We start from the raw sequence: 25,682 nt of genomic DNA, 5'->3' as shown, positions 1-25,682 counted from the left end.
GATCCGGCCATGCTGATCGGGATCGATTTCGACAACACCCTTGCCGGTTACGACCGCGCCTTCGCGGCGGAAGCCGGACGGCGCGGCTTGATGCTTTCGGATTTCCCCGTCTCCAAACGGTCGATCCGCGACCGGCTGCGGCAGCGCCCCGACGGCGAACGGGAATGGATGGCGATCCAGGGGCAGGTCTACGGCGCCCGCATGGGCGAGGCCGAGCTGATCGCGGGCGTCGCGGAATTCCTGCTCGCCTGCCGCGCTCGGGGCGTCAAGGTGGCGATCGTCAGCCACAAGTCCCACTACGGCCACTTCGATCCCGCAGGCGTCGATCTCCGGCAGGCGGCATTGCGCTGGATGACGGCACAGGGCTTCTTCGACGACTTCGGCCTCGATCCATCCGCCGTCTTCTTCGAGGACGACCGCGACGCCAAGGTCGCCCGGATCGCCGCCTGCGGCTGCGACGTCTTCATAGACGACCTGGAAGAAGTGCTGACCCATCCCGGCTTCCCGGCAACGACCGCCCGTCACTTGTTCCATCCCGACCCCGGCCCGCTTCCCTCCGGCCCCTTCAAGGCCCATCGCGACTGGGCTGGACTGAACGCCGCGATCCTGACGCCGAATATTTCCGATCGGCACACGACCAGCCTCCGGGCGTCCGATCCCGCCGTCGCCGAAGCGACCGATTGGGCGGAACGCCAACTCGGGCATCCCGTAACCGCGATCCGGCGCGGGACGGCCAGCGGCAACAACCGGATTTATCGGCTCGACACCGCCGCCGGTCCCTTCTGCCTGAAGCTATACCCGAAGCTGCCGGGTGACACGCGCGACCGCCTCGGGACGGAGTTCGCCGCCCTCTCCTTCCTGGAGCGCCACGGCGTCGAGCGGACGCCGCGCGCCATCGCCGCCGATCCGGTTTCCGGTGCGACGCTCTATTCCTGGATCGACGGCGCTCCGGTGAGCAACCCGGGCGACGATCACCTCACCTGCATGCTGGACTTCGTGGCGACCCTCGACCGCCTGCGCCAGCGTCCCGACGCTGCCACGCTGCCGCCGGCCTCCGAAGCCTGCCTCAGCCCGGCCGAACTGATCTGCCAGATCGACCGGCGGCTGGCGGCGCTGGCAAGCGCCGCCGACGGTATGCCCGCTCTCGACCGCCTGCTGGGCGATGGGATCGGACCTCTGCTGGACCGCTGGGGCAGCCGGGTTCGCCGGATCGACGCACCGCTGCCGACGGACCTCCGCACCCTCAGCCCGTCGGACCTGGGCTTCCACAACGCCCTCGCGGCACCGGATGGCTTGTATTTCGTCGATTTCGAGTATTTCGGCTGGGATGATCCGGTAAAGCTGGCCGCCGACTTCGTGCTTCATCCCGGCATGGCGCTACAGCCGGCCCTAAAGGCGCGCTTCCTTGCCGGATGCCGGATCGTTTTCGCCCGCGACGCCGGTTTCGCCGATCGTTTCGATCTGCTTCATCCGCTCTACGGTTTGCGCTGGTGCCTGATCCTGCTCAACGAATTCCTGCCCGAACGCTGGGCACGCCGCGCCTTCGCGGGGGCTGAGGACCGCATCGCGGCGGAAACCCGGCAACTCGCCAAGGCCACCACTCTGCTCAGGACGCTGACCGACCATGACGGCCGCTTCTCCTTCGCCGCTTGATTTGCCGCCGCTCGACCAGGCGCCACCTGACCTGCCCCCGTTCGAAGGGCCGATCGGGTCGGACCGGTCGAACGCCGCACTCGATGCGCGCTCGCTCCATCTGCGCCGGCTGGTCGTCCGGGCACTGGAAGGCGGCGGGCGCGGCCATATCGGCTCCAGCATGTCGCCGGTCGAAGCCATTCGCGTCCTCTATGACGACGTGATGCGCTACCGCCCGGACGACCCGCGCTGGGTCGGACGCGACCGCTTCATCCTCAGCAAGGGTCACGGCTGCCTCGCCCTCTATGCGGTGCTGGCCGACAAGGGCTTCTTCCCGGAAGCGGCACTCGACGATTTTTGCCGATTCGACAGCTTCCTCGGCGGACATCCCGAATACGGCAAGGTGACGGGCGTCGAGGCATCGACCGGAGCGCTTGGCCATGGCCTTCCCATCGGCGTCGGCATGGCGCTGGCCGCACGGATGCAGGGGCGCGACAGCCGGGTCTTCGTGCTGCTCGGCGACGGCGAGCTTGGGGAAGGTTCGGTCTGGGAAGCGGCGCTCTGCGCCGGCAAGCACCGGCTCGGTTCGCTGACCGCCCTGATCGATTACAACAAGCTGCAATCCGCCGGTCCCGTCTCCGCGATCCAGCCCCTCGAACCGCTGGCGGCCAAGTGGGAAGCCTTCGGCTTCAATGCTGTGGAGGTGGACGGCCATGACGTGGTGGATCTGCGCCGCGTCCTGACCGCCGCCCCCGCCGATCCATCCCGCCCGACCGCCGTGATCTGCCATACCATCAAGGGCCGGGGCGTCGATTTCGCCGAAGGCCGCGCCGAATGGCACCACAAGGCCAAGCTGTCGCTGTCCGATCTGGCCGGACTGCACCGGGCGCTGGCGTGATGCCGATCTCCCTGCCCTTGCCCCTGTCCTCCCGGCAAATGATGACATCCGATGACATCGGCGGCCTGTTGACCCAGGCCGCTTACCGCTGGTTCCCGACAACGGGCACCCGCCCGCCGGAGATTTTCTGATGCGTCAGACCAGCCTCAAGATGGTCCATGAGCTGGCCAAGGCCGACCCCCGCGTCGTCTTCATCGGCTCAGACCTTGGTCCCGACACCCTGACGGAGATGCGGGACGAGTTCCCCAACCGCTTCTTCATGGAAGGGATCTCCGAGCAGAACGTGATCGGCATGGCGGCCGGCATGGCTCTGGACGGCTTCATTCCGTACATCAACACCATCGCCACTTTCCTGACCCGCCGTTCCTACGAACAGGTCGCGGTCGATCTCTGCCTGCACGACCTGCCGGTGCGGCTGATCGCCAGCGGCGGCGGCGTGGTCTATGCCCCCCTGGGTCCGACCCACCTCGCCATTGAGGACATCGCCATCATGCGGGCGCTGCCCAACATGACCGTGGTGGCCGTGGCGGATGCCGAGGAGATGCGCCGGCTGATGTGGGCGACGCTGGACTGGCCGCACCCGATCTATATCCGCCTCGCCAAGGGCGGCGATCCCGTGGTGACCAGCCCGGAAGACGGATTCACGCTCGGCAAGGCCATCCTCAAGCGCGCTCCCGGCGACGTGCTGCTGGTCTCCACCGGCGTCATGCTCGGGCCGTGCCTGGATGCCGCCGACCTGCTGGACGCCCGGGGCATCAACTGCGGCGTGCTCCACATGCACACGGTGAAGCCGATCGACGCCGACGCCCTGGTGGACCTTGCCGGCAAGGTCCGCCTGATCGTCACGGTGGAAGAGCACATCCTGACCGGCGGCCTCGGCAGCGCCGTGCTGGAGACGTTGTCCGACCGTCTGCCCGGCCGGATTCCGCCGCTCCGCCGGATCAGCCTGCCCGACGCCTTCCCCGTCAAGTATGGCTCCCAGCAGGAGCACCACAGGCTGAACGGCCTGACGGCGCCCGCGATCGCCCAGGCGGTTGAAAAGGCAGCCGTCGAAGCCGTTGTCGAGGCGGCGCCATGACCGGCTTCCTCAGCCCCGATGAGATCGCCCTTGGAGACCGTTTCGTAGCCGACCAGTGGCTGATCCTGCCGGTCGAGGACGCCGATGCCCTTGCCCGTATCCGCGACCGCACGGCGGCTCTGGCCGCCGGCCATCTCGGCATGCCGCTGCCCAACGATCCCCAGCACTTCCTGGACCGGATCGGCGACCGGGTCGGTCCGGCCCGGCTCAACGACCTTCGCCTTGCCGTCATCCAGGGATTGAACGCCGAGTCCTGGTTCCGGACCTCCTATCACGCCTTGGCCCGCCGGGCGCTGTCGACCGTCGTCGGCAACGAGCTGGCGATGCAGCGCACCGTCGGTCTTTCCGTTCAGCTCCCCGGCGACGACAGCTCGCTCCTGCCGCTGCACTGCGACGTCTGGGACGGCGATTCGCCTTACGAGGTCGTGCTCTGGCTGCCGCTGGTGGACTGCCTGCGCACCAAGAGCATGTGCATCCTGCCGCCCGCCGCCAACGCCAGGGCCTGCGCCGGCCTCAAGGGATTCGCCGACCGCACCGTGGACGACCTGTTCGCATCGGTCGAGCAGGACCTCGTCTGGCTCGACGTACCCTACGGGCATTTCCTGCTGTTCAGCCAGAACCTCCTCCACGGCAACCGGGTCAATCTGGAACCGGCCACCCGCTGGTCGATGAACTGCCGGTTCAAGAGCCTGTTCAGCCCCTATGCCGACAAGCGGCTGGGCGAGTTCTTCGAGCCGATCACCCTGCGCGCCGCAACGCGGCTCGGCCTCGACTTCCGGTTTCCGGACGGCTTCCATGACTGAAGCCTTCGGATACAGGGGCTATATCGGCAGCCGGTCCTATTTCGGCCAGAACCCGCCGCAGCACGTCCAGAACCTCGTGATCAGGGACTTCTGCCGGCGCAAGGGCTTCGACTTCCTGCTGAGCGCCACCGAATACGCCATGCCCGGCTGCCACATGATGCTCAACCAGGTGCTGACCGAACTCCCGGTCGTCCAGGGTATCGTCCTGTACAGCCTGTTCATGCTGCCCCGCGACACCGAGAAACGGCGTGCGATCTACCGCCGGGTGATCGACAGCGGCGCCAGCCTGCACGGCGCCGTCGAGAGCCAGTCCATCCACGGCGCCGCCGATGCCGCGCGCGTCGAGGATATCTGGCTGATCCGGATGGCGCTCCCGCACTGCCCCACGAATCTCTGAAAGGGGGGATGACCGGCCATGGCGACGCTCTACAGCCCGCTCAAGTACCTGGGTTATGCCGACCACCTCGCGGCGATCCGCGAGCGCCGAGTGGAGGCGCCCGTCCATATCCGGATCAAGCCGACCAACCGGTGCAATCACAATTGCTGGTACTGCGCCTACCGCGCCGATGGCCTGCAACTGGGCGAAGGGATGCGGGAAGCCGACCAGATCCCCGAAGCCAAGATGATGGAGATCGTGGACGACCTGATCGCCATGGGCGTCAAGGCCGTCACCTTCTCCGGCGGCGGCGAGCCGCTTCTCTACAAGCCGCTTCCCGACGTCATCGACCGGCTCGCCAAAGGCGGCATCCACGTCGCGACGCTGACCAACGGCAGCAACCTGAAAGGCCGGGTCGGCGAAGCGCTGGCCCGTCATGCCACCTGGGTCCGGATCTCCGTCGACGCCTGGGACGACACGAGCTACAGTGCCGCGCGCGGTGCGCCTGCCGGGGCATTCACCCAGCTTCTCTCCAATGTCCGGGACTTCAAGGCGACCGGCACCAAGGCGGTGCTCGGCGTCAGCCTGATAGTGTCGAAAGATAACGCCGCGCGGATTTTCGAGATCGCCAGCCTGTTCAAGGAAGCCGGCGCCGGCCACGTCAAGCTGTCGGCCGCCGTCGTCGCCAACGATGCCGCCGCCAACAATGCCTATCATCGGGAATTCAGGGAGGTGGTCGAACCGCAGATAGCCTTGTGCCGGACGCTCGACGGCGACGGCTTCGGCGTGATCGACCATTATCACGAGATGACCGAGGGCTTCGAGAAGACCTATGCCACCTGCCCCTACCTGATGTTCCTGACCGTGATCGGCGCCGACCAGCACGTCTATACCTGCCAGGACAAGGCCTATACCGATGCCGGCGACCTGGGCTCGATCGAGACGAAAAGCTTCCGCGACCTGTGGTTCTCCGGCGAGAACCGGGAACGCCTGCATGCCTTCGATCCGCGCACCCAGTGCATGCACCATTGCGTCACCCACTCCAAGAACCTGTCGATCCTGGAATACCTCTCGATCGACCCCAAACATGCGGTATTCGTCTGATGGCCGAGATCGACTTCCTGCACCCGCTCCACACCGGTACGAAGCGCCAATACGTCGAGCGGGTAACCGCCCACGACAAGGCCGAATGCGCGGCGGTCGCCAAGCAATGGGGCTTCGACTACTGGGACGGCGCCCGGCAGTATGGCTATGGCGGCTACCGTTACGACGGCCGCTGGCGTCCCGTGGCGGAAGCCATGGCTTCCCACTACGGTCTGAAGGCCGGCGACCGCGTGCTGGACGTCGGCTGCGGCAAGGGCTTCCTCCTGTACGAGCTGACCCAGGCCGTTCCGGGCCTGGAAGTCGCCGGCATCGATATCTCGGATTATGGTGTCGCCCATGCGCACGAGGAAGTCCGCCCTGTCCTCCGGACCGGCACCTGCACCGCGCTGCCCTGGCCGGACGGCCATTTCGACTTCGTCTATTCGCTCAACGTCTTCCACAACCTTTATAACTACGAGCTGTGGACGGCCCTGAAGGAGATGCAGCGGGTCGGCCGGGACCGCCGCTATATCTGTGCCGAATCCTACCGTAACGAGCGGGAGAAGGCGAACCTGCTCTACTGGCAGCTGACCTGCGAAACCTTCTACACGCCAGCCGAATGGGCATGGTTCTTCGCGCAGGCCGGCTATACCGGCGACTACGGCTTCATCTACTTCGAATGACCGGGAACCGCACCATCGTCCTGGGCCTGATCGGCGCCGGCATGGTAGGCCAGCTGGCCCACCTCGCCAACTTCGCCGGCCTGCCTGGCTGCCGCGTCGCGGCGCTGGCCGAATTGCGCCCCGATCTGGCCCAAGCCGCCGCCTCGCGGTTCGGCGTGCCCAAAATCTATCCCTCCCATCGGGAATTGCTCCGGGACCCGGAAATCGAGGCGGTCGTCGTGGTCACCCGGCGGCCCGCCACCGGCCCCATCGTGCTGGACGCCCTCCATGCGGGCCGTCACGTGCTGTCGGAAAAGCCGATGGCCCATACCGTGGCGCAGGGCGAAAGGCTGGTGGATGCGGCGGAGCGGGCAGGATCGATCTATGCTGTCGGCTTCATGAAGCGCCACGATGCCGGCGTCCAGCACGCCAAGTTCCTGCTGGACGAGGCCCGGTCGGACGGGCGCTGGGGCCGTCTTCTGACCGTGCGCTGCCACTGCCACGGCGGCGACTTCGCGGCGGGCACGCAGCTTGAAGGCGCCCACGTCATGACGGCGGAACCGCGGCCCGACGGGCTGGAGCTGTGGCCGGCGGCGCCGGACTGGCTGCCGCCATCGATGGCCGACGACTATGCCTGGTTCCTCAACGTCTTCGTCCACGACCTCAACATCCTGCGCTGGCTGTTCGGCGCCACGCCCGATGTGACCGCCGCCGACCTGCGCCGACCCAACGGCCGGATGGTGCTGCTCGACTTCGGCGATTTCCCGGCGGTGCTCGACATGGCGGAGACATCCGGCCCCGGCTGGAACGAGGGGATCGAGGCGACGTTCGAACGCGCGACCCTGACGGTCTCGTTCCCGCCCCCGCTGCTGCGCAACGTCCCGGCCGGCATCACCCTCCGCCACGCCGGCGCCGTCACCGCCATTCATCCGCCGCCGTCGGGCTGGAGCTGGTCGTTCCGCCGTCAGGCCGAAGCCTTCGTCACCGACATCCGCGCGCGGCGAACGCCACTCGCCAATGGCCGCGACGCCCTTGAGGATCTTCGGCTCGCCGAAGCTATCTGGCGTCATTCCGGGAGCTTTGCATGAAATCCGCCTTCCACCATCGCGACACCTGCCGGCTGTGCGGCGGAGCCAATGTCGACAATGTCGTGCCGTTGCGCCCAATCCCGATCGCGACGCCGAACACCGGGGAAGTCGCGGCAGGGCTGAAGGACAGTCAGGTTCCGCTCGACCTCTATTTGTGCCGCGATTGCGGCCACTTCCAGCTCCTGGATATCATCGACCCGGAAATCCAGTACCGGAACTTCCGCTACCGCACCACCATTTCCCTGGGCCTTGACGAATACTTCCGGTCGTTCGCCGGTCAGGTGGTCGAGAGCCTCGGCCTCGCCGCCGGGGACCTGGTGGTCGAGATCGGCAGCAACGACGGCACCCTGCTCCGCGCCTTCCAGCCCTTCGGCCTGCGGGTCCTTGGCGTCGATCCGGCGCAGGAGATCGCCGCCCGCGCATCCGCCGCCGGCACGCCGACGCTGGCGCGCTTCTTCGACGCCGCCCTGGCCGGCGAGATCCTTGAAACCCACGGCCGGGCACGGTTGGTCGTCGCCAACAACACCTTCGCCAACCTGGACGATCTCGGCGACGTCATGGCCGGTATCCGTGCGCTGCTGACCGCCGACGGCACCTTCGTCTTCGACACCTCCTACGGTGCCGCCGTCGTCCGCGAGACGCTGATCGATACCGTCTACCACGAGCATCTCTCCTACTTCATGGCGCGCCCGCTGGTCGGATTCTTCGCTCGCCACGGGATGGAGCTGATCGACGTGCTGCCCGTCCCGAATAAGGGCGGCTCGATCCGGGGCATCGTCCAGCTCAGGGACGGACCGCGTCCGGTCTCGCCCAGCATCGCCGAAACGGTGGCGGCCGAACTGGCGGCGGGTCTCGACCGGCCCGAACCCTACCGCGCCTTCGCCCGCCGCCTGACGGAAGTCACCGACCGGCTGGGCGACCTGATCGCGGCGGAGAAAGCCGGCGGCGGCCGTGTCGCCGGCTACGGCGCATCGGTCGGCTCGGTCACCCTGGTCCACCAGTTCCGCCTCGGCGACGTCCTGGACTTCATCGCCGACGACAAGCCGCTGGCCGGCACCTTGCCGGCGGAGGGACGCGATATCCCGGTCACCACGTCGGACGCCCTCTACCGCGACACGCCGCCCTCGGCGGTCGTGATCCTGGCATGGCGCTACGCCGCCCCGATCATGGCCCGGCACGAACGCTACCGGGCAGCCGGTGGCCGCTTCATTGTGCCTCTGCCCTTCCCCACGATCCTCTGAGGGGAGGAGATCCGCCATGCCCCCGGTGCGCCGCCTCGCCCATGTCTGTCTCGGCACGTTCGACCTTGAGCGCCTGATCGCGTTCTACGGCAGTCTGATGGAAGCCCGTGTCATCCACGAGTTCGTCAACCTCGCCGGCGAGCGCTACGGCGTCCTGCTGACCGTCGCCCCAGGCACGTTCCTGGAACTGTTCAACGAACAGGACCCGGAGTCTCGGTCCGGCCGCGGCCTGTTCCGCCACCTGTGCTTCGAAGTCGAAGATATCGAAGCAACGGCGGCCCATGTCCGGACGCTGGGCCTCGCCGCTGAGGTGAAGCGGGGCCGAACCGACCGCACCTTGCAGTTCACCATCGCCGACCCGGATGGGACCCCGGTCGAATTTCACCAGTACGACAGCCAGTGCGTCCAGTTTCCCTATGTCTGAGGCAAGGATCGACTTTGATTTCAGCCTACTATGGCTTTCACCTAGATAAGAAATAGCAGTAGCATAATCTTGTAACTTCAATCCTGAATAGCACTGCTCGATTTCATACGCTGCGGAAATCAATCGGCCGGGATTGTAGGATGTTGCATCGTCAACATGCCGCATTGCGCGAATTTCATCTTGTCATTACATCTTTGTGCTCCTGATATCAGGACGCATCCGGCGGCACCATGGCCGATGGGGCGGGACTCCCGGTTACAGCACGTCAACCCGTTCCGAAATGCCTGTCGTCATGACCGATACCGCTACCCAGCCCCCCGCCGCCGAAGCGGCAAAGCCCGATACCGGTCTGGTGTCGCTGGCGCTGATCTTGCGCTTTCTCGGCATCGCGGCTTCACCCGACGGGTTGAGGCACGAATACGGCCGAAGCAGCCGGGCGATGGAACCGGCCGAGCTGCTTCGATGTGCCAAGGGGCTGGGCGTCAAGGCGCGCCTCGTCCGCACCTCATGGGATCGTCTGGCCCGCACTCCGCTGCCCGCCATCGGACGGCGAAAGGACGGCGGCTTCTTCGTGCTCGCCCAGGTGGCGGCCGACAAGGTGCTGATCCAGGACCCGCTGGAGTCGCGCCCCCTAGCCATCAACCGCGACAAGTTCGAGCAGGCCTGGAGCGGCGAGTTGATCCTGCTGACCCGGAGGGCGGCGCTGACCGACGCCAACCGCAAGTTCGGCATCGGCTGGTTCGTCCCCGCCATCGTCCGCTACCGGACGCTGTTCACCGAAGTCCTGGTCGCCTCCTTCTTTCTCCAGGTCTTCGCGCTGATTTCGCCGCTGTTCTTCCAGGTCGTCATCGACAAGGTGCTGGTCCATCGCGGTTTGACCACTTTAGACGTGCTGGTCCTAGGGCTGGTTGTCGTCTCGATGTTCGAGGCGGTGCTGGGCACGCTGCGAACCTACGTCTTCGCCCACACCACCAACCGCATCGACGTGACGCTCGGCGCCCGGCTGTTCCGCCACCTGCTGGCCCTGCCGCTGTCGTATTTCCAGGCGCGCCGGGCGGGCGACAGCATCGCCCGGGTGCGCGAATTGGAAACGGTGCGCAACTTCCTGACCGGCTCCGCCCTGACCCTGGTGATCGACCTCGTCTTCACCGTCGTCTTCCTGGCCGTGATGTACTTCTACAGCCCGGTGCTGACTTGGATCGTGCTTGCCACGATCCCCTGCTACGTGGCGCTGTCGGTGCTGGTCACGCCGGTCCTGCGCCGCCGCCTGGACGAGAAGTTCGCGCGCGGCGCCGAGAACCAAGCATTCCTGGTCGAGGCGGTCGGCGGCGTCGAGACGCTCAAGTCGATGGCCGTCGAGCCGGAAATGCACCGCCGCTGGGAGGAGCAGCTTGCCGGCTACGTCTCGGCTGGCTTCAAGGTCTCCAACCTGGGCAGCACCGCCGGCCAGGTAGCACAGCTCATCAACAAGCTCGGCACGGCGGCGACGCTGTATTTCGGCGCGCTCCTGGTGATCGGCGGCGACCTCAGCGTCGGCCAGCTCGTCGCCTTCAACATGCTGGCCGGCAGGGTCAGTTCGCCGGTGCTGCGGCTGGCCCAGCTGTGGCAGGACTTCCAGCAGGCCCGCCTGTCGATCGCCCGGCTGGGCGACATCCTCAACACGGCCGCCGAACCGTCCTACAACCCGAACCGCGCGGCCTTGCCGCCGATCAAGGGGGCGCTGCGGTTCGACCACGTGACGTTCCGCTACCGGGTGGACGGATCGCCGGCGCTGACCGACGTCTCGATCGAAGTACCGGCCGGTCAGGTCGTCGGCATCGTCGGTCCGTCGGGCTCAGGCAAGAGCACGCTGACGAAGCTGCTCCAGCGGCTCTATGTGCCGGAGGCCGGCCGCGTCCTGATCGACGGCGCCGATCTGGCCCTGGTCGATCCGGCCTGGCTGCGCCGCCAGATCGGCGTGGTGCTTCAGGAGAACGTCCTGTTCAACCGTACGATCCGCGACAACATCGCCCTGGCCGATCCGGGCATGCCGATGGAGCGGATCATCGAGGCGGCCAACCTCGCCGGCGCCCACGACTTCATCCTGGAACTGCCGCAGGGCTACGACACCATGGTCGGCGAGCGCGGCAGCACCCTGTCGGGCGGCCAGCGCCAGCGCATCGCCATCGCCCGCGCCCTGGTGACCCAGCCGCGCATCCTGATCTTCGACGAGGCGACCAGCGCTCTCGACTACGAATCCGAAAGCGCCATCCAGCGCAACATGCGGCGGATCTGCGCCGGCCGGACCGTGGTGATCATCGCCCACCGCTTGGCCGCCGTGCGCGGCGCCGACCGCATCCTGACGATCGAGGCCGGCCGCCTGACCGAGGACGGGACCCATGCCGACCTGCTGCGCCGGGGCGGCCGCTACGCCGCCCTCCACCGCCTTCAGAACGGGGAGGCCCCCCATGTCGTCGCGGGCTGAATCGGCAGCGCGCCTGAAGCGGAACCGCCACGAGCTGGAATTCCTGCCGGCGGCCCTTGAGATCGTCGAGACCCCGCCTTCTCCCGCCGGACGCGCCACCGCGCTGGCCTTGGCCGGGTTCCTGGTCACGGCCCTGGTCTGGGCCTGGTTCGGCCATGTCGACGTCGTCGCCGTGGCCGAGGGCCGGATCGTCCCGGACGAAGGCAGCAAACTGATCCAGCCCAAGGAACTGGGCGTCGTCCGGTTCATCCATGTCCGCGACGGCCAGTCCGTCACGGCCGGCGACATGCTGATCGAGCTGGATCCGACCGAGAGTGCCGCGGAGCGCGACCGTCTGTCGCGTGAGGTGACCGAAACCGCGATCGAGGGCATCCGCCTCCACGCTGCCCTGGACGCCGCCGACGCCCATGTTCCGGCAGCCGTGGCCGTCCTCGACCTGCCGCAGGGCACCGATCCTGTTCTGGCGGTGCTGCACCGGGAACTGCTGCGCAGCAAGTTGGGCGAGTACCAGTCGAAGATCGCGGGATTGGGCAACGAACTGCTCCAGCGTCAGGCCGAGCGGTCCGGCGTCGTGGCGGAGCAGACGAAGCTCCGGACGACGCTGCCGCTGATTCGCGAGCGGGTGGAGGCGCTGCAATACCTCGCCCGCAGGGACCTGACGCCCAAGCTAAGCGCGCTGGAGCTTCAGCAGGAACTGGTCGAGGCCGAGCAGGACCTGTCGATCCAGAACCACCGGCTCACCCAGCTGGATGCCCAGATCGTGACGCTGCGCGACAGTGCCCGGCAGGCCGAGCAGGAGTTCAGGAGCGTCACCCTGAGCGCCATCGCGGAGGCGGAGCGCAAGCTGGCCGGGCTGCGCCAGGAGTTGATCAAGGCCGAGGACCGTCACGGGCGCCTGCGCCTGACCGCCCCCATCGATGGTGTGGTCCAGCAACTCGATGTCCATACCGTCGGCGGGGTGGTGACGCCGGCTCAGAAGCTGATGGTGATCGTGCCGCGCGATGCGAAGCTCCAGATCGAGGCGCTGGTGCTCAACCGCGATATCGGCTTCGTGCGCGAGGACCAGGAGGCGGAGATCAAGGTCGAAACCTTCCCGTTCACCAAGTACGGCCTGCTGCGCGGGCAGGTGCTGCACCTGTCGCGGGATGCCTTGACCCCGACGCCGGCGGCCAACGCCGCCGACGGCCAGAACCGGCCGCGCACCCCGGACGGCCCCGTCTACACGGCGCGGGTGTCGATGGACCGGACCGTCATGGCGGTGGACGGCCAGGAGATCCCGCTCGGCCCCGGCATGGCGGTTTCGGTCGAGATCAAGACCGACCAGCGCCGCGTCATCGAATACCTGCTGGCCCCGATGCTTCGATATAAACAGGAAAGCCTGCGTGAAAGATGAAGCCTGTTTTAGGCGGCATCAGTTGTGCCGAAGCGGGAGCCGGCCCACGAATGAAATTGAAACCATCGTAGAATTATGTGCGCATAGTTGCATTTCATTGACATTTTACCCTAAATCCCATAGGGTTCGCTTACGCGAAACGATCAGTTTGAGCCTTCGGTCGATGGTGCCGTCCTTGACAAATCAACCCTCGTCCGGTTGGTCCCCCTCATCCCTGTCCCCGATATGAGCCCATCGTCCTCCACGGCCGCGGTTCGGGCATCGGCCACCCGCATCGTGCCGCAGGATGCGGGCGATGCCCAGGCGCGGGCATGGTATGGCAGATACCGGCGCCTGTTCATCGGCGACGCGATCGTCCGCGCGACGATGGACCTTTGTGCGCATCGAGACGATCCTTGCAAGCACGCCGCCTTCGCCCGCCTGCGCGAGGATTGGAGCCGGCACGGGGGCTACATCGAGACGGTTTCGCTCGATCAAGTTCGTTCCTGGCCCGGATCGGGAGAACACATAATTGCCGAAGCAGCACCGTTCCGCCCGGATGGCCGCTTCGAGGTAGCCGCGGACTGCGTATACCATCTGCCCAGCGACGACTGGGTGATGCGGGAGTTGTCGAAGGAGCCGGTCGAGATCTATGACCGCACCCTGTACGACACGATCATCGAGGACGGCCCACAGGCGACCGCGCTCATCGATTTTCTGGGCGTTCTGCCGGAGTGGCCGCAGCGCGAACTCGCCGGCGACGCACGGTGGGCCGGCATGCGGGAGCTGCGGCGGCGCAATGCCGCGCTGCCGCCGGAGCTGCGCATCCGCCACGTCGTCGGCATGACCTTCGCTGTACAGGGCGTCGAGCCGCTCGATCCGGCCGAACGCGCCAGCTTCGGGCCGCTCGTCCACCTCGCCGATCTCGGCCAGGAGGAGATCGTGAACCGTGCATCGATGCGGGCAATCTCGTTGAGCCGCCGCTGCCCGGCCCGCCCGCTTGGCTGCTGGACGCATATGCCGCCGGTGCCGGTCTCGGTGGACGGCCGGCCCTATCGCCTCCACGTGCACTGGTACGTGCGCGTGCGTAACGTGGACCTTGCGACGGTCGATCCGTCCTCTGAACCATCCGACCCGGAGTTCGCATGCCTGCCAACCTGATATACGTGCCGACGGATCGGCAATGCGCCGATCAAGTCGAGCAGCTCGCTCAAGAGGCTTTGCTGATCCGCGAGAGAACCGGCAGCTGCCTCGTCGCGCTCATCGAGCACGCCGACCGTCCGTGGAACGGCGCCCACCGAGATGCCCTGGCTGCGGCGCGTACCCGCCACGGGATCGACGTCGCCCATATGAACTGGGCGGGAACCGCTGCCTTCCTGCGCGCCGTCGTCGACGGCGCCGGCCTGCTGGCGAACGAACGAGAGCGGCTGCTGACCCTGCTGCATCCCCGTGAAGCGGCCTACGGCGCCGGACCGAACAAGGCGGCGCTCCTTGCGGCGGCGGTCGGAGCGCGGGTACTTCACCGCCGGGACTCCGACGTGCGCATCGATGACAGGCCCGGCCTCGGCCCCGCCTATCCCTGTGTTCTTGAACTCCAGGCGATCGATGCACGCGTCGTCGAGCTCGATCTCGAAGTAGCAAGCGGAACGCTCGCCGCTGCCGATATCGTTTCCTTCGTCGGCACCGACGCCTTCGGGAGCGCCGTGCATGACCGCCGCGACCTGCTCGCGGTCGATGTCCGGCACGTCGTGGAAATCGAGCTTCTCGCCTCTCCAGATGCCTCCCGCGAGGCGCTGATGCGGGAAACGGACCAATACATGGTTTCCGGCCCGGATATCCGCCATGATCGCGACTTCTTCGAAGAGGACGTAAATGCCCGCACCTGCGTAGGCGCCAGCACCATCGCCGACATCTTCCTGGAGTTGCCCGAGATGCCCATCCGCGGCACCCTGGGCAGCGACTATCTCCGCCGCAATGCCCTGCGCTTCCTTGGACGGCCGATCATCTATCACTCCCGGAAAGTGCTGCACCGCTACGACGCCGCGCGCGCCGGGCAGCGCGACCTCGACGCCGTGGTCGACTATGCGCGCCGCGACCTCCGCCATATGATCGTCTGGCCGGTGCTCGTCGCCCACCACCGCACCCTGCGCGCGCGTCCGACCGACTTCCTCACCACGTCCGGCGGCGTCGACACCGCGGCATACCTCGCCAGCCTTCTCGCCGCCCTGGAGGCTTCCATGCCCATCATGACCGGCATGCCCTCTGCTTTCGCGGCGATCTACCGCACCGCTGCGGGGGAAGCGGACGACGCCGCGCGCAGGGGCCGCCTCCTGGCCGTGGCAGAAGCCGTCGAGCACGGCCCCGACTTCGTGGAGGAGGTCGCCCAGGGAATCCACGACTTCGCGTTCCTGATTCGCCACTGGCCGGCGCTGGTAGCCTCCGCCCGCTGCACCCCCTTACCGGAAGCGATCCTGCTTTGAAGCGCTGCGCGGCGGAGCCCGCTCCGCGCACCCTTCAGAGCTGTTTGACCAGCGGCGACACCGCCACGATCAGCACGCCGCGCCGACCCGGCGCGCCCGCCTTATCCTGCCGGATCGGGCTGACGTGGTGGCTCACGCGCGAATTGTGCACAACGAAGCTGTCCAGTTCGTCATGGAGCGTGAACTCCGCGTCGATCATCGCCTTGGACAGCTCACAGGGGAGCAAGCCGACGCAGCGTGGCGGCGCGATGTAGTTCGTTCCTCCTTCGACGTTGTCGCGCAGAATGAGGTGGATGAAGGTGAAGGCTACGGCGTCGCCATCCTTGTGAAGCTCATTCGGCGTGGCTGCGGCCTCCCGGCCTGCCTCGTCTACCGAAAGGAGCATGCAACCCACTCCCACGCTGAGCGGCGTCCGCGCGAAATCACCGAGCCACAAGGTCTGCGCGACGTCGAAACGCACGATGCGCTCGACGAGCGGGTCCGTTCGGACGGCGTCCGGAACAGCGGGCATCTGCCGCTTCACCGAGGCGAATTCCGGATTGTAGCCCTGCATGTCGTAATCCACGACGCTTCCGTACTGGGCGTCTTCGATGTTCGGAAGCCAGCTCAGGCGGTCTTCCCAGGGCAGGAATACACCCCGCGTATGCCGGCGAAACCGTCCGGAGTCCGGAGCGTAACGATCGGGCGGAAGGTCACGGAAGAAATGCTGGAGCTGCGCGAGCGAGTTGCCGAATCCGTCGAACGAGTCGCCGAGGATGCGCGCGCGGTCATACCTCGTCCAGCCGAGCTCCCGAAGCGGCGCCGGATCTGTTGCGTTCATGCTGTCTTATCCTCTCTGATGAATTGGTGTGGATGCGCTCGATCGATCAAGGCGGGAATGCACCGATACTCGTATCAGCGCAGGATGAGCCCCAGGTTCTTCTTTTGCTTTTTGTAGTTTTCCACCCAGACATTACCGTCTTCATCGCGGTGAACGACCTGCCGCGAGGCTGGAATCTTGCCGTAGTCCGTCGTGAGCACGTATTGCGGGACGGAGAATCCGGTGGTGAAGCCAAGAAGCTGCTCCATGATCTCACGCCCCTCTTCGAGGCTTGTCATGAAGTGGGAGACGCCGCTGACATTGTCGCAGTGATACAGATAGTAGGGCCGGACGCGGATCCTGAGCAGCGCCTGCACGAGGTTTCGCATCGTCCCGGCGTCGTCGTTGACGCCCTTGAGCAGCACCGACTGGTTCTGCACGGGGATGCCGTGACGCAGCAGCATGTCGCAGGCGGCGGCTGCTTCCGGCGTGACTTCCTTCGGGTGGTTGAACTGCGTGTTCAACCATACCGGATGCAGGGATTCGAGCATGCGGCAGAGTTCCGGGGTGATCCGGGCGGGCATGAACACCGGAAAGCGGCTGCCGATGCGCAGGATCTCGACATGGGGTATGTCCCGGAGGGCGCGAAGCAAGGCTTCGAGCTTCTGATCGGTGTACATGAGCGGATCGCCCCCCGTCAGGAGGACGTCCCGGATCTCGGGATGATCCGCGATGTACTGAATGTCAGGCTCGAAGGAGGCCCCTTCCCGCTCCTCGAAATACGTGCCGTCGACGTTGGTGGTGTGGTACTTGCGTGTGCAGTGCCGGCAGTATACCGGGCAGACGCTGGTGACAAGGAGCGCCACCCGGTCTGGGTATTTGTGGATCACGCGGTTGGTCTTCCGGTAGACCATGTCACCCACGGGATCGATTTCGGCGCCTAGGTATTCCACGAACTCTCCGGGACTGGGCACGGCCTGAAGGCGGATGGGGCAGTTCTCGTCGTGCCGATCCATCAGCGAGGCATAGTACTGGGTGATGCTCCAGCGGTATCTGCCGCGGCATCGCTCGATGGCTTCGACTTCGGCCGGAGTGATGTCGATCCACTCACGCAACTCCTCGATCGTCCGGATGCGGTTGGAGAGCTGCTGGCGCCATTCGCCCCAGCGGGCCTCGGTGGCGAGGTGAGGAGGCGGGTTGGGGCTGGCTGGGGCTGGGTCGGCCATTGAGCTGGGTCTCCGTAAGGGGGCACGTCCGGGATCAGGCCGGATCACGCGGATGGGGAGGCGGGACGCCTGTCCCGGGGCGCCGCGGCCGGCGCCGCTGCGGGCAGGGTTGCATAGACAAGGAGCCCGCGCTCGGTGAGATCGACGGCGGTGGGCAGCATCGGTAGCTCGGCCCCACAGAGGATGGCCGCTGCAACGATGTCCTCGATCCCGATCGCGTGAAAGTTGCCGGTCGCGAGGTTGGCCAGCCACAGCAAAGATCCGATGCGCCGCGCGATCGTATGCGGTCCGATCGCAAGGCTCGCTCCCTCGGCGAGAGGCGGCAGCGATCGGTAGCGCGCGGCGGCCACGGGCGGCGCCTCCGGCGGGATGCCGACGGCATGACTGGCCAGCAGGCGGCGAATGGCGGCACCCGGTTCGGGAGCGTCGCACACCGGGACGGGACGCACTCCTTCGACGGCACAGGACAAGAGGTCCCGCTGCTCCCCGGTGGTGAGCAGCAGACCCACGGTGTGGCCCAGGGACGATACGGTGCGCACCAGCCACACGTCGTCTCCGAGCGCCGTGGTGGCGAGGTCGTACGCGGTGATCTTCTCGCGCAGGTGGTCGGCATCGCCGTCGAAGGGCTGGGCGGGTCCGGTGAGGGACAGGGACACGGCATATTCGCCCAGCCGGTCGATCCCCTGGTTGGCGCCCTCCACCCGGCACCGGCTCCGGGCGGCGATATCGGACAGCGCCGGAGCTATGCCCAGTACCTCGTCGGACCAGGGGATAGGCGTCAAGCCGAAGGCGTCGAGGTCGTCATATATCGGCTGGCCCGGAAGCACCGTGAAGGCCTCGTGGCTGACTCCGAGCAGCCGATGGTTCGCCATCATGCGGTGCAGCCGGGCGGCCGTTCGGAGAAAGCTCTTGGGAGTGTCTCCCGGGAAACCGGGAATCAGGCCGACCTTGACCTGGATCCCGGCGTCGAGGAAGGCTTGCACCGCGTCAAGGTTCTGCTGTTCGGTCCGGCGCTTGTTCATCCGCCGAAGGGTCTCGTCGTCCAGCGATTCGACGCCGACGAAGACCCACATGCAACCCGAGCGGCGCAGCAGCCGTGCGGTTTCGGCGTCGGTTTGGGCGCGCATGTAGCCGCTCCAGTCGATCCGAACGTCCTTGTCGATCAGACCCTGGGCGAAGGTCCTGAGATGGTTGGGAGATCCGTTCAGCAGCGAGTCCGTGAACCAGATTCGCTCGGCGCCCCAACGCCGTTGGAGTTCTCTCACATCCGCGACAGCGCGATCCATCTGCGTCAGGCGGAAACGTTCCCACAAGACCCATTCGCTGCAGAAGCTGCACTTGTCTGTGCATCCCCGCGAAAGCTGATAGGAGACGACGCGCTTGCCTCCCAAAGAGTAGGCGGGAAGGTGCATCTCGTCGAAGTCGGGCAGCGGCAATTCCTGAAGCTTCAGAAGCCCGCGCGGCTTGTGGACGAAAGCGCCGTCGTCCGGGTCGATCGCGAGCGTCCCTCCCACTTGGGCGGCGACCTTGCGCCGGGTGGACGAAAAACCGGCATAGAGGTCGAGCAGCGCCTGCTCGCCCTCGCCGACGACCACGGCGTCGAAGAGGCCTGCCCTGAGCCCGAGTTGCGCCGCCGTCGAACTCTGCGAAACCTGCGGCCCGCCCGCCACGATGAAGGGAGCATCCTTGCGCCGCTTCAGGCAGGCGGCGGCAAGCAGCGTCGTCAGGTAGTTGGAGGTCCAAACCGAGAAGCCGACGAAGTGGAGCTCCGGAATCCGGTCGAACACCGACGTCACGAGGTGCCCCATGCGCGCGAGATAGGAGCGCAGGTGCAGTGAGTTCAAGCCGCGCTCCTGGCAGAACGGCTCGACTATCGCATCGGGCAGGTCGAGGAGATCCCCGCCAAGCCGGAACTGTTCGAGCACGGCGAGCACCAGCGGGAGGTCCGGCACGTCGAGGACGAACGACTCACCGAAGGGACCGATCTCCCGGTAAGTCGGCTTTGTCACGTCGGGGGCGAACAGCCGAAGATCAAGGAAGGAAAAATCATGGCAGCCGGCGGCCTTTAGGTAGGCCAGCAGCGCTGCTGCGCCCGCTGGAGGACCCCAGATCGCATAGGGCGGCACGATCGCGAGCAGGTTGGGTTTGATCGAAGCACCGATCGACATGACACCCTTTGAGGCAGAAATTTTTCCGTGTACACTTTTTATAAGAAAATCTGTATAGAATACACTTTTTAGGCTGAGTTGACAATCGTTTTCATCCCAGCCTGCCGCAGTTCAGCTTCAGCGAGGCTGCTTCCGTAACCTGTCGGAGCAAGAATGGACAGCTAACCGTCTCCACTTGCAGCATCCACCAAATTACCAATTTAAAATTGTGGTCTTATCGCCAATGCGCATCGGATTGACCTACGATCTTCGTGATCGCTATCTTGAACTTGGCTTCACCGCCGAAGAAGCGGCGGAATTCGACTACCCTGAAACCATCGATGCCATCCAAGAAGCGCTGGAGTGCCACGACTGGCAAGTCGATCGGGTCGGAAATCTCGAAGATCTTGCAGGCCGGTTGCTGCAGGGCGACCGTTGGGATCTGGTTTTCAACATGGCCGAGGGGATGCATGGGATCGGCCGCGAGGCCCAGATCCCGGCGCTGCTCGACGCCTGGCGCATCCCGTACACTTTCTCCGACGCGCTGACCTGTGCCCTCACCCTCCACAAGGTGATGGCAAAGCGCGTGCTCCGCGACCACGGCCTGCCCACTCCTCCCTTCGCCATCGTGGCGGAGCAGGCCGATATCGGCCAAGTCGATCTTCCATTTCCCCTTATGGTCAAGCCCCTTCAGGAGGGCAACAGCAAGGGCGTATCACCGGAATCGAAGGTCGACTCGCCGGCTGCGCTCGAAGCGCGCTGCCGTCACGTCATCACGCGCTTTGCGCAACCTGCGTTGGTCGAAACCTTTCTGTCGGGACGGGAGTTCACCGTCGGTATCCTCGGTACCGGACCGGACGCGAGACCGGTCGGCGTGCTGGAAAAACTGCTGGGCGACGAGCCCGTCTATTTCAAATACGCGACCGGCTTCCCCGGGGTCCTGGTCGACGACCCGGAAGCGCGACTGGCGGGCAGGCTGGCCCTCGCCGCCTGGAACGCCTTGGGCTGCCGGGACGGCGGGCGCATCGACATACGCTCGGACGCCATGGGCAACCCCTACATCCTCGAAGCCAACGCGCTGCCGGGGCTTCGCCCCCACAATTCCGATCTTCCCGTGATGTGCGAACTGGCGGGCATCCCGTTCCGCGAACTGATCGGCCGGATCGTGCGCTCGGCCCTTGCCCGGAACCAAGCTCCGGTAAGCTGGCTCCCGGGAATCGGACAGGTCGATTGACAACTGCCTCGCATCGATGTTTGCGGTGCGCGCCACGAGCATCCGGTGAGCAGAAGCATGCTGGAGTGGAAAATCAGCGGCGACTTTTTGACCGCCGGAGGGTTTGCTATAAAAGTTCTATAGCCGGAGTTTGCGGATCGGCGCCGCGAAGGGAAGAAAGATGAAGGCAATCGTCCTTGGCGACGGTGGAGTGGCACTTGATGACGCTCCCGTGCCCCAGCCTAAACCGGCGGAGGTACTGGTCCGCGTCCGGGCCTGCTCACTGAACCGCGCCGACTTGATCGTGACCAGCGGACGCAGCCACGGCGCCATCGGTGGTCCGGGCACCATTCCTGGCCTCGAATGGGCCGGCGAGGTGGTCGAGACCGGTGCCGAGGTTCCACCCGGCATCAAGCCGGGTGACCGGGTGATGTGTACCGGAAGCGGCGGCTATGCGGAATACGCCGTCGCCGACTGGGGGCGCGTCGCTCCCGCCGGCACTGAATTGAGCTTCGAGGAAGCCGCTACCCTTCCCCTCGCCTTGCAAACCATGCACGACGCCATCGTCACCAATGGGCGGCTGAGCGCTGAGGAAAGCGTTCTGATCCAGGGGGCCAGTTCCGGCGTCGGGCTGATGGGGCTCCAGATCGCCAAGCTCATGGGGGCCGCCGTCGTGATCGGAACTGCCAGGGATGCCGGCCGGCGGGCGCGGCTTCAGGAATTCGGCGCCGATCTGGCGCTCGATCCTTCCGATCCGGAATGGCCTGGGCAGGCACTGAGCGCCACCGGCGGCAAGGGCGTGGATGTCATCGTCGACCATGTTTCTGCGGGCGTCATGAACCAGAACATGCAGGCTGCGGCGGTGCTTGGGCGTATCGTCAATGTCGGCCGGCTCGGTGGTTTCAAGGGCGAGTTCGATTTCGATCTGCACGCGCTGAAACGGATCTCCTATATCGGGGTCACCTTCCGCACCCGCTCGGTCGAGGAGGTTCGGACGATCAACCGGCTGATGCGCGAAGATTTATGGGATGCCGTGACGGCCGGCCGGCTGCGCCTGCCGATCGACCGGACATTCCCGCTCGATCAAGCCGCCGACGCGTTGGCCTACATGCGCAGCAACGGGCATTTCGGCAAGATCGTCATGACGGTTTGAGCATGTTCTGTGGGGAATATGCAGGCTTCGGGCAAACCGTTGGTCGGTTCGAGAGCTTATGGATATAGGCCGGCAGACATTGATCCTGATCGCCTCAGACCGATGGCAGACATCATGCGCTCACAATAACTTTGTCAATATGACCTATAATCCTGATTAAACTCTCGAGTTACCATCCAAATACATTTCCATATTATTGTGCATCGTGATTGCCGTTATATAGGCTGATTCTTTTGTTACTTGCACCGGCTAGGCATCTTTTGGACAGGTGCCGGCGTATAGTCACATATTCTTTTTACTGCAAAAACTACTCCCTGGGAGATCGTCAACCGCGCCAGCGGCAGTGGTAGAGTCATTTTTAGACGACAACTCCTCAGTTTATTTCCAAAAGAGGCCGAAATGGGATTTTCAGCTCGCCGGGGCCTGCGGCATTGTTCTGCCCTGTATTCCGCCCTCGCCCTGCTTCCCCTGGCCGGAAGTTTGCTGGCCGGATGTGCCGAGACCGGCGCCGGGGAACGGTTGAATGTTTCCCAGTCACCAGACACTATCTCGATTGCCAGTGCACCGGTCAGCCACGCAGGCATGAAGTTCGTCCAGCCCGCTTTCGAAATGCGGACGGTACAGGCCATCGCCGGGCAGGCCGGGGCGGAAGTCTCGTTACTGGAGTCCTCTCCTGAAGCGGAAAGCGATGGCGCCGAAAGGGAAAGGATCGGAAGTCGGCAGATCGCCGCACCGACTGCCGTTTCCATCGGCTCGTCCATCGATGCCGACGACCTGATCCAGTCCCGCACGATGCCGGACTTCACGATGGCCGACCGCGTCGTGGCGCTGCAAACCCAAACGATGCTGGCGGGTCTGGCCTGCGGCAAGGTCTGGGCGGATGTTGTAGCGTTCAAGAGATATGCGGACTTCACCGTCCGGAATTCATCGCTTCTCCGCCGTTCCCAACTGGACGTAGCCGCCCGTCTGGGTGGAGTAGAAGCTTTCGACAAGATGCACACCCGCATTTCCAACGGGGAATCCAAACGCCTGATCGAACTGGGGGATTCCACCTATTGCGACGAAATGCGGAAGCCGTTCTACGTCGTGGTGGACCTGGACGAGCGGCGCCTTGCCGACATGGCGATGGATCACGAAACCGTCATAGCATCGCTGCAATAACAAGGAACCTTCCGGACCGGAGGTTTCCGAGACTAATACCAAGGGCCGAAGAATTTGACCGGCGCTTCGGAAGTGTTGGGCCACGGCCCAACCTACGAAGCAGGAGCCTGTAGGTTGGGCCGTGGCCCAACAAACACTGCCCACACAGGTCAATGTCTTCGGCCCCTGGTATAAGACCAACAGCATCAAACACTGACCGGTCTGGAGCCTTAAATGTCGGGCTGAAGAGGCCCGACCTACGCCAGAGTGCTCTTGTAGATCCGGCCTCTTCAGCCTGACATCTTTGCCGGAACTCACCGGTCAATCTTCAATGCCGTTGGTATAATCTCGCTCGGTCAGCCAGTAATCGGGTGCAAAAGCGGCTTACGTTCAAGATCCGTCGTCAGCGCCGCGCTCTCAGCTCGTCCATCAGCGCATCGATCAGGCGGTTAAGCCGGGCCGTTTCTTCCGCATGGGCGCGCCGGGTCTCGCGCAGCTCGTCGAGAAGCCTGTCGTAGGCGCCGCGTGAGCCGGTTTCAACATCCGCCGGTTCCTGAACGCCATCGCCGGCACTTTCCTCGTTGCCGTCGGACAGGGCTTCCGGAGCGATTGGCGGCTCTTCGTCGGCATCTTCCGGGCCGCCCTTGCCCTGCCGCCGTTCCCACTCGGCGATGATCTTCTTGAGCCGTGCGGCACTACCACCGCCCGCGGCATGCTGGAGCGCCGAAACCGTCACGGTACCCCAACGGTCATGCGCCTCGTCTGCAAGTCTGAACAATTCGTCGTCGGTCAACCGCCTGCGTGTAGCCATCTTCAATTCCGTTTGTACAATAGCGAGAACAAGTCTATCGCATGACGAACGATTTTGTTCAGTTCATCCGGGCGAATACACGGTGCTGGAGGACGGGACGGTACTCTCGGGCTAGCGCGCAAGGACACGTGCCGCCTCCTTGGTCTTGCCGACAGCCGCCGCGACGTGCCGCACCGACGACGCGATATCGCCGATATTGCTCGTGATGGCGGAAACGGCGGTGGAAGCGCCTTGCATGCTGCGTGACATCTCGCTCGTGACCGCGGTCTGCTCCTCGACGGCGCTGGCGGTCGTGAGCACGTAGTCACGGACCGATTCGATGGACAACCGGATGCCGCCCAAGGCGCCGACGACATCGCCGGAGATCGTCTGGATGCCGTCGATCTCGCCGGAGATCTGGTCGGTCGCCCTGGCGGCCTGATTAGCGAGGTTCTTAACCTCGGTCGCCACGACGGCGAAGCCCCGGCCGGCCTCTCCCGCCCTGGCTGCCTCGATCGTCGCATTGAGTGCCAGCAGGTTGATCTGCCCGGCGATGCTCCTGATGAGGTCGATGATGCCGGTCATCTGGCGGGCAGCGTCGGCAAGACGCTGGGTCGCGCGATCCGCGGTCTCCGCCTGCCGGCCCGCTTCGTCGGCCGCCGTCCTCGATCTCGCCATGCTCGTGGAAATCTCGACGGCGGAACTCGCCAGTTCCTCGGCGGCGGCGGCGACGGCCTGCACGTTGCCGGAGGTATCGGTGGCCGCGTTCATAGCTGCCGCCGACTGGCCGTCCGACTGCTCCAGCGCTTCGGCTATTTCCCCGAAGTTGTGATCGATCAGTGTCTTGAGGTGACCCAGAAGCTCGACCTGCCTGGTGATATCAGTGGCGAACTTGACGACCTTGATGATCTTGCCGTTGGCATCCAGGATCGGATTGTACGATGCCTCGATCCAGATCTCGCGCCCATCCTTGGCGATGCGCTTGAACTGTGCGGCCTGGAACTCTCCGCGCCGCAGCTTCTCCCAGAACAGCGCATAGTCCGAACTGGATGCCGTGGCCGGATCGACGAACATGCGGTGGTGCCTTCCCTGCACCTCGGCCAGCGTATAGCCCATCGCCGCCAGGAAATTTCCATTCGCAGAGATCACGGTGCCGTCCAGTTCGAATTCGATCACCGCCTGGGACTTGTTGATCGCATCGACCTGCCCCTGGAAATCGGCCTCCCGCGCCTTGCGGATGGTGATATCGGTGGCGAACTTGACGACCTTGGAGGGTTTGCCGCGCGCGTCGAGGATCGGGTTGTAGGAAGCTTCGATCCAGATTTCCCGCCCGCCCTTGCCGATGCGCTTGAACTGGGCGGCCTGGAATTCTCCGCGCCGCAGCTTCTCCCAGAACTGGAGATACTCTGCGCTGGAAGCCTGAGCCGGTTCGACGAACATGCGATGATGCTTGCCCTGGATTTCCGGCAGCGTGTAGCCCATGGTCGACAGGAAATTGCCGTTGGCACCGATCACGATACCGTCCATGTCGAACTCGATCACCGCCTGGGACATGTCCAGGGCCTTCAACAAGGCTTCAGCACCGGATGACTTTTTGGAACGAATGAGACCGA

Annotated in this window: 22 protein-coding genes; 17 read left to right on the top strand and 5 right to left on the bottom strand. The window is 65.2% G+C overall.

The genetic code is table 11. The annotated features are described in order from the left end of the window. The first annotated feature begins 9 nt into the window (after positions 1–9). The 14 genes from N826_RS40150 (at position 10) to N826_RS16925 (ending at position 15,601) form a co-directional block, all read left to right on the top strand. Positions 10–1,653: a phosphotransferase gene (locus N826_RS40150; protein ID WP_052831467.1), complete on the top strand. Its 1,644-nt coding sequence runs from the start codon at positions 10–12 to the stop codon at positions 1,651–1,653. After that, positions 1,625–2,530, top strand: a complete 906-nt coding sequence (locus N826_RS16985) for a transketolase (protein WP_084720833.1) — start codon at positions 1,625–1,627, stop codon at positions 2,528–2,530. The genes N826_RS40150 and N826_RS16985 overlap by 29 nt, the downstream gene beginning before the upstream one ends. 130 nt (positions 2,531–2,660) lie before the next feature. Beyond that, positions 2,661–3,608: a transketolase family protein gene (locus N826_RS16980; protein ID WP_044430770.1), complete on the top strand. Its 948-nt coding sequence runs from the start codon at positions 2,661–2,663 to the stop codon at positions 3,606–3,608. After that, a complete protein-coding gene (locus N826_RS16975) occupies positions 3,605–4,411 on the top strand; it encodes a sporadic carbohydrate cluster 2OG-Fe(II) oxygenase (protein ID WP_044430768.1) in 807 nt (268 codons plus the stop codon). Before N826_RS16980 ends, N826_RS16975 begins: the two co-directional genes overlap by 4 nt. Then, the gene (locus tag N826_RS16970; RefSeq protein ID WP_044430766.1) at positions 4,404–4,808 is read left to right on the top strand and encodes an LIC12192 family sporadic carbohydrate cluster protein; all 405 of its coding nucleotides are present in this window, start codon (positions 4,404–4,406) and stop codon (positions 4,806–4,808) included. The genes N826_RS16975 and N826_RS16970 overlap by 8 nt, the downstream gene beginning before the upstream one ends. Positions 4,809–4,826: 18 nt before the next feature. Next, the gene (locus N826_RS16965; protein WP_044430764.1) at positions 4,827–5,891 is read left to right on the top strand and encodes a radical SAM/SPASM domain-containing protein; all 1,065 of its coding nucleotides are present in this window, start codon (positions 4,827–4,829) and stop codon (positions 5,889–5,891) included. After that, positions 5,891–6,553, top strand: a complete 663-nt coding sequence (locus N826_RS16960; protein ID WP_044430763.1) for a class I SAM-dependent methyltransferase — start codon at positions 5,891–5,893, stop codon at positions 6,551–6,553. The genes N826_RS16965 and N826_RS16960 overlap by 1 nt, the downstream gene beginning before the upstream one ends. Continuing rightward, positions 6,550–7,620: a Gfo/Idh/MocA family protein gene (locus N826_RS16955; protein ID WP_044430762.1), complete on the top strand. Its 1,071-nt coding sequence runs from the start codon at positions 6,550–6,552 to the stop codon at positions 7,618–7,620. Before N826_RS16960 ends, N826_RS16955 begins: the two co-directional genes overlap by 4 nt. After that, positions 7,617–8,861: a class I SAM-dependent methyltransferase gene (locus N826_RS16950; protein ID WP_044430761.1), complete on the top strand. Its 1,245-nt coding sequence runs from the start codon at positions 7,617–7,619 to the stop codon at positions 8,859–8,861. Before N826_RS16955 ends, N826_RS16950 begins: the two co-directional genes overlap by 4 nt. Before the next feature lie 16 nt (positions 8,862–8,877). Then, positions 8,878–9,285 carry a VOC family protein gene (locus tag N826_RS16945; protein WP_052831466.1) on the top strand — a complete coding sequence of 136 codons (408 nt, stop codon included), beginning with the start codon at positions 8,878–8,880 and terminating at the stop codon, positions 9,283–9,285. A 292-nt stretch (positions 9,286–9,577) separates the two neighbouring features. Then, positions 9,578–11,749, top strand: coding sequence for a type I secretion system permease/ATPase (locus N826_RS16940; RefSeq protein WP_044430760.1), 2,172 nt, complete (start codon positions 9,578–9,580; stop codon positions 11,747–11,749). Then, positions 11,733–13,142 (top strand): HlyD family type I secretion periplasmic adaptor subunit, encoded by a 1,410-nt coding sequence (locus tag N826_RS16935; RefSeq protein ID WP_044430759.1) that lies wholly within the window; start codon positions 11,733–11,735, stop codon positions 13,140–13,142. The genes N826_RS16940 and N826_RS16935 overlap by 17 nt, the downstream gene beginning before the upstream one ends. Positions 13,143–13,367: 225 nt before the next feature. Then, positions 13,368–14,282, top strand: a complete 915-nt coding sequence (locus N826_RS16930) for a hypothetical protein (RefSeq protein ID WP_044430758.1) — start codon at positions 13,368–13,370, stop codon at positions 14,280–14,282. Continuing rightward, positions 14,267–15,601 (top strand): DUF6271 family protein, encoded by a 1,335-nt coding sequence (locus N826_RS16925; RefSeq protein ID WP_044430757.1) that lies wholly within the window; start codon positions 14,267–14,269, stop codon positions 15,599–15,601. Before N826_RS16930 ends, N826_RS16925 begins: the two co-directional genes overlap by 16 nt. Positions 15,602–15,635: 34 nt before the next feature. On the opposite strand, the gene N826_RS16920 is transcribed toward N826_RS16925, so the two are convergent. The 3 genes from N826_RS16920 to N826_RS16910 form a co-directional block, all read right to left on the bottom strand. Continuing rightward, complete coding sequence (locus N826_RS16920) at positions 15,636–16,421, bottom strand: 2OG-Fe dioxygenase family protein (protein WP_044430756.1); 786 nt, start codon at positions 16,419–16,421, stop codon at positions 15,636–15,638. Positions 16,422–16,495: 74 nt separating this feature from the next. Beyond that, a complete protein-coding gene (blsG, locus tag N826_RS16915; RefSeq protein WP_052831465.1) occupies positions 16,496–17,626 on the bottom strand; it encodes an arginine 2,3-aminomutase in 1,131 nt (376 codons plus the stop codon). 44 nt (positions 17,627–17,670) lie between these two features. Beyond that, a complete protein-coding gene (locus tag N826_RS16910) occupies positions 17,671–19,794 on the bottom strand; it encodes a B12-binding domain-containing radical SAM protein (protein WP_044430754.1) in 2,124 nt (707 codons plus the stop codon). Positions 19,795–19,969: 175 nt separating this feature from the next. Between N826_RS16910 and N826_RS16905 the strand changes: the two genes are divergently transcribed. The 3 genes from N826_RS16905 (at position 19,970) to N826_RS16895 (ending at position 23,300) form a co-directional block, all read left to right on the top strand. Continuing rightward, positions 19,970–21,007, top strand: a complete 1,038-nt coding sequence (locus tag N826_RS16905) for a D-alanine--D-alanine ligase family protein (protein WP_244619475.1) — start codon at positions 19,970–19,972, stop codon at positions 21,005–21,007. Positions 21,008–21,167: 160 nt separating this feature from the next. After that, entirely contained in the window at positions 21,168–22,139 is a 972-nt protein-coding gene (locus N826_RS16900) for a zinc-binding dehydrogenase (RefSeq protein WP_044430750.1), read from the top strand. A gap of 399 nt (positions 22,140–22,538) precedes the next feature. Further along, on the top strand, positions 22,539–23,300 hold the full coding sequence (locus N826_RS16895; RefSeq protein ID WP_147040319.1) for a hypothetical protein: 762 nt from the start codon (positions 22,539–22,541) through the stop codon (positions 23,298–23,300). Between the two features lie 382 nt (positions 23,301–23,682). Here the strand turns inward: N826_RS16895 and N826_RS16890 are convergent, their stop codons facing one another. After that, entirely contained in the window at positions 23,683–24,090 is a 408-nt protein-coding gene (locus N826_RS16890) for a DNA-binding protein (protein WP_084720830.1), read from the bottom strand. A gap of 111 nt (positions 24,091–24,201) precedes the next feature. After that, a complete protein-coding gene (locus N826_RS16885) occupies positions 24,202–25,641 on the bottom strand; it encodes a methyl-accepting chemotaxis protein (RefSeq protein ID WP_308518200.1) in 1,440 nt (479 codons plus the stop codon). Between the last annotated feature and the right edge of the window lie 41 nt (positions 25,642–25,682).

The organism is Skermanella aerolata KACC 11604, assembly GCF_000936425.1.
Classification (GTDB): domain Bacteria; phylum Pseudomonadota; class Alphaproteobacteria; order Azospirillales; family Azospirillaceae; genus Skermanella; species Skermanella aerolata.
Note: the sequence above shows the minus strand (reverse complement) of the source record. Positions and strands in the feature narration are given on the sequence as shown.

Coding starts and splice junctions, on each gene's coding strand:
- N826_RS40150 (WP_052831467.1), top strand. CDS start 10: ATGCTGATCGGGATCGATTTCGACAACACCCTTGCCGGTTACGACCGC.
- N826_RS16985 (WP_084720833.1), top strand. CDS start 1,625: ATGACGGCCGCTTCTCCTTCGCCGCTTGATTTGCCGCCGCTCGACCAG.
- N826_RS16980 (WP_044430770.1), top strand. CDS start 2,661: ATGCGTCAGACCAGCCTCAAGATGGTCCATGAGCTGGCCAAGGCCGAC.
- N826_RS16975 (WP_044430768.1), top strand. CDS start 3,605: ATGACCGGCTTCCTCAGCCCCGATGAGATCGCCCTTGGAGACCGTTTC.
- N826_RS16970 (WP_044430766.1), top strand. CDS start 4,404: ATGACTGAAGCCTTCGGATACAGGGGCTATATCGGCAGCCGGTCCTAT.
- N826_RS16965 (WP_044430764.1), top strand. CDS start 4,827: ATGGCGACGCTCTACAGCCCGCTCAAGTACCTGGGTTATGCCGACCAC.
- N826_RS16960 (WP_044430763.1), top strand. CDS start 5,891: ATGGCCGAGATCGACTTCCTGCACCCGCTCCACACCGGTACGAAGCGC.
- N826_RS16955 (WP_044430762.1), top strand. CDS start 6,550: ATGACCGGGAACCGCACCATCGTCCTGGGCCTGATCGGCGCCGGCATG.
- N826_RS16950 (WP_044430761.1), top strand. CDS start 7,617: ATGAAATCCGCCTTCCACCATCGCGACACCTGCCGGCTGTGCGGCGGA.
- N826_RS16945 (WP_052831466.1), top strand. CDS start 8,878: ATGCCCCCGGTGCGCCGCCTCGCCCATGTCTGTCTCGGCACGTTCGAC.
- N826_RS16940 (WP_044430760.1), top strand. CDS start 9,578: ATGACCGATACCGCTACCCAGCCCCCCGCCGCCGAAGCGGCAAAGCCC.
- N826_RS16935 (WP_044430759.1), top strand. CDS start 11,733: ATGTCGTCGCGGGCTGAATCGGCAGCGCGCCTGAAGCGGAACCGCCAC.
- N826_RS16930 (WP_044430758.1), top strand. CDS start 13,368: ATGAGCCCATCGTCCTCCACGGCCGCGGTTCGGGCATCGGCCACCCGC.
- N826_RS16925 (WP_044430757.1), top strand. CDS start 14,267: ATGCCTGCCAACCTGATATACGTGCCGACGGATCGGCAATGCGCCGAT.
- N826_RS16920 (WP_044430756.1), bottom strand. CDS start 16,421: ATGAACGCAACAGATCCGGCGCCGCTTCGGGAGCTCGGCTGGACGAGG.
- blsG (WP_052831465.1), bottom strand. CDS start 17,626: ATGGCCGACCCAGCCCCAGCCAGCCCCAACCCGCCTCCTCACCTCGCC.
- N826_RS16910 (WP_044430754.1), bottom strand. CDS start 19,794: ATGTCGATCGGTGCTTCGATCAAACCCAACCTGCTCGCGATCGTGCCG.
- N826_RS16900 (WP_044430750.1), top strand. CDS start 21,168: ATGAAGGCAATCGTCCTTGGCGACGGTGGAGTGGCACTTGATGACGCT.
- N826_RS16895 (WP_147040319.1), top strand. CDS start 22,539: ATGGGATTTTCAGCTCGCCGGGGCCTGCGGCATTGTTCTGCCCTGTAT.
- N826_RS16890 (WP_084720830.1), bottom strand. CDS start 24,090: ATGGCTACACGCAGGCGGTTGACCGACGACGAATTGTTCAGACTTGCA.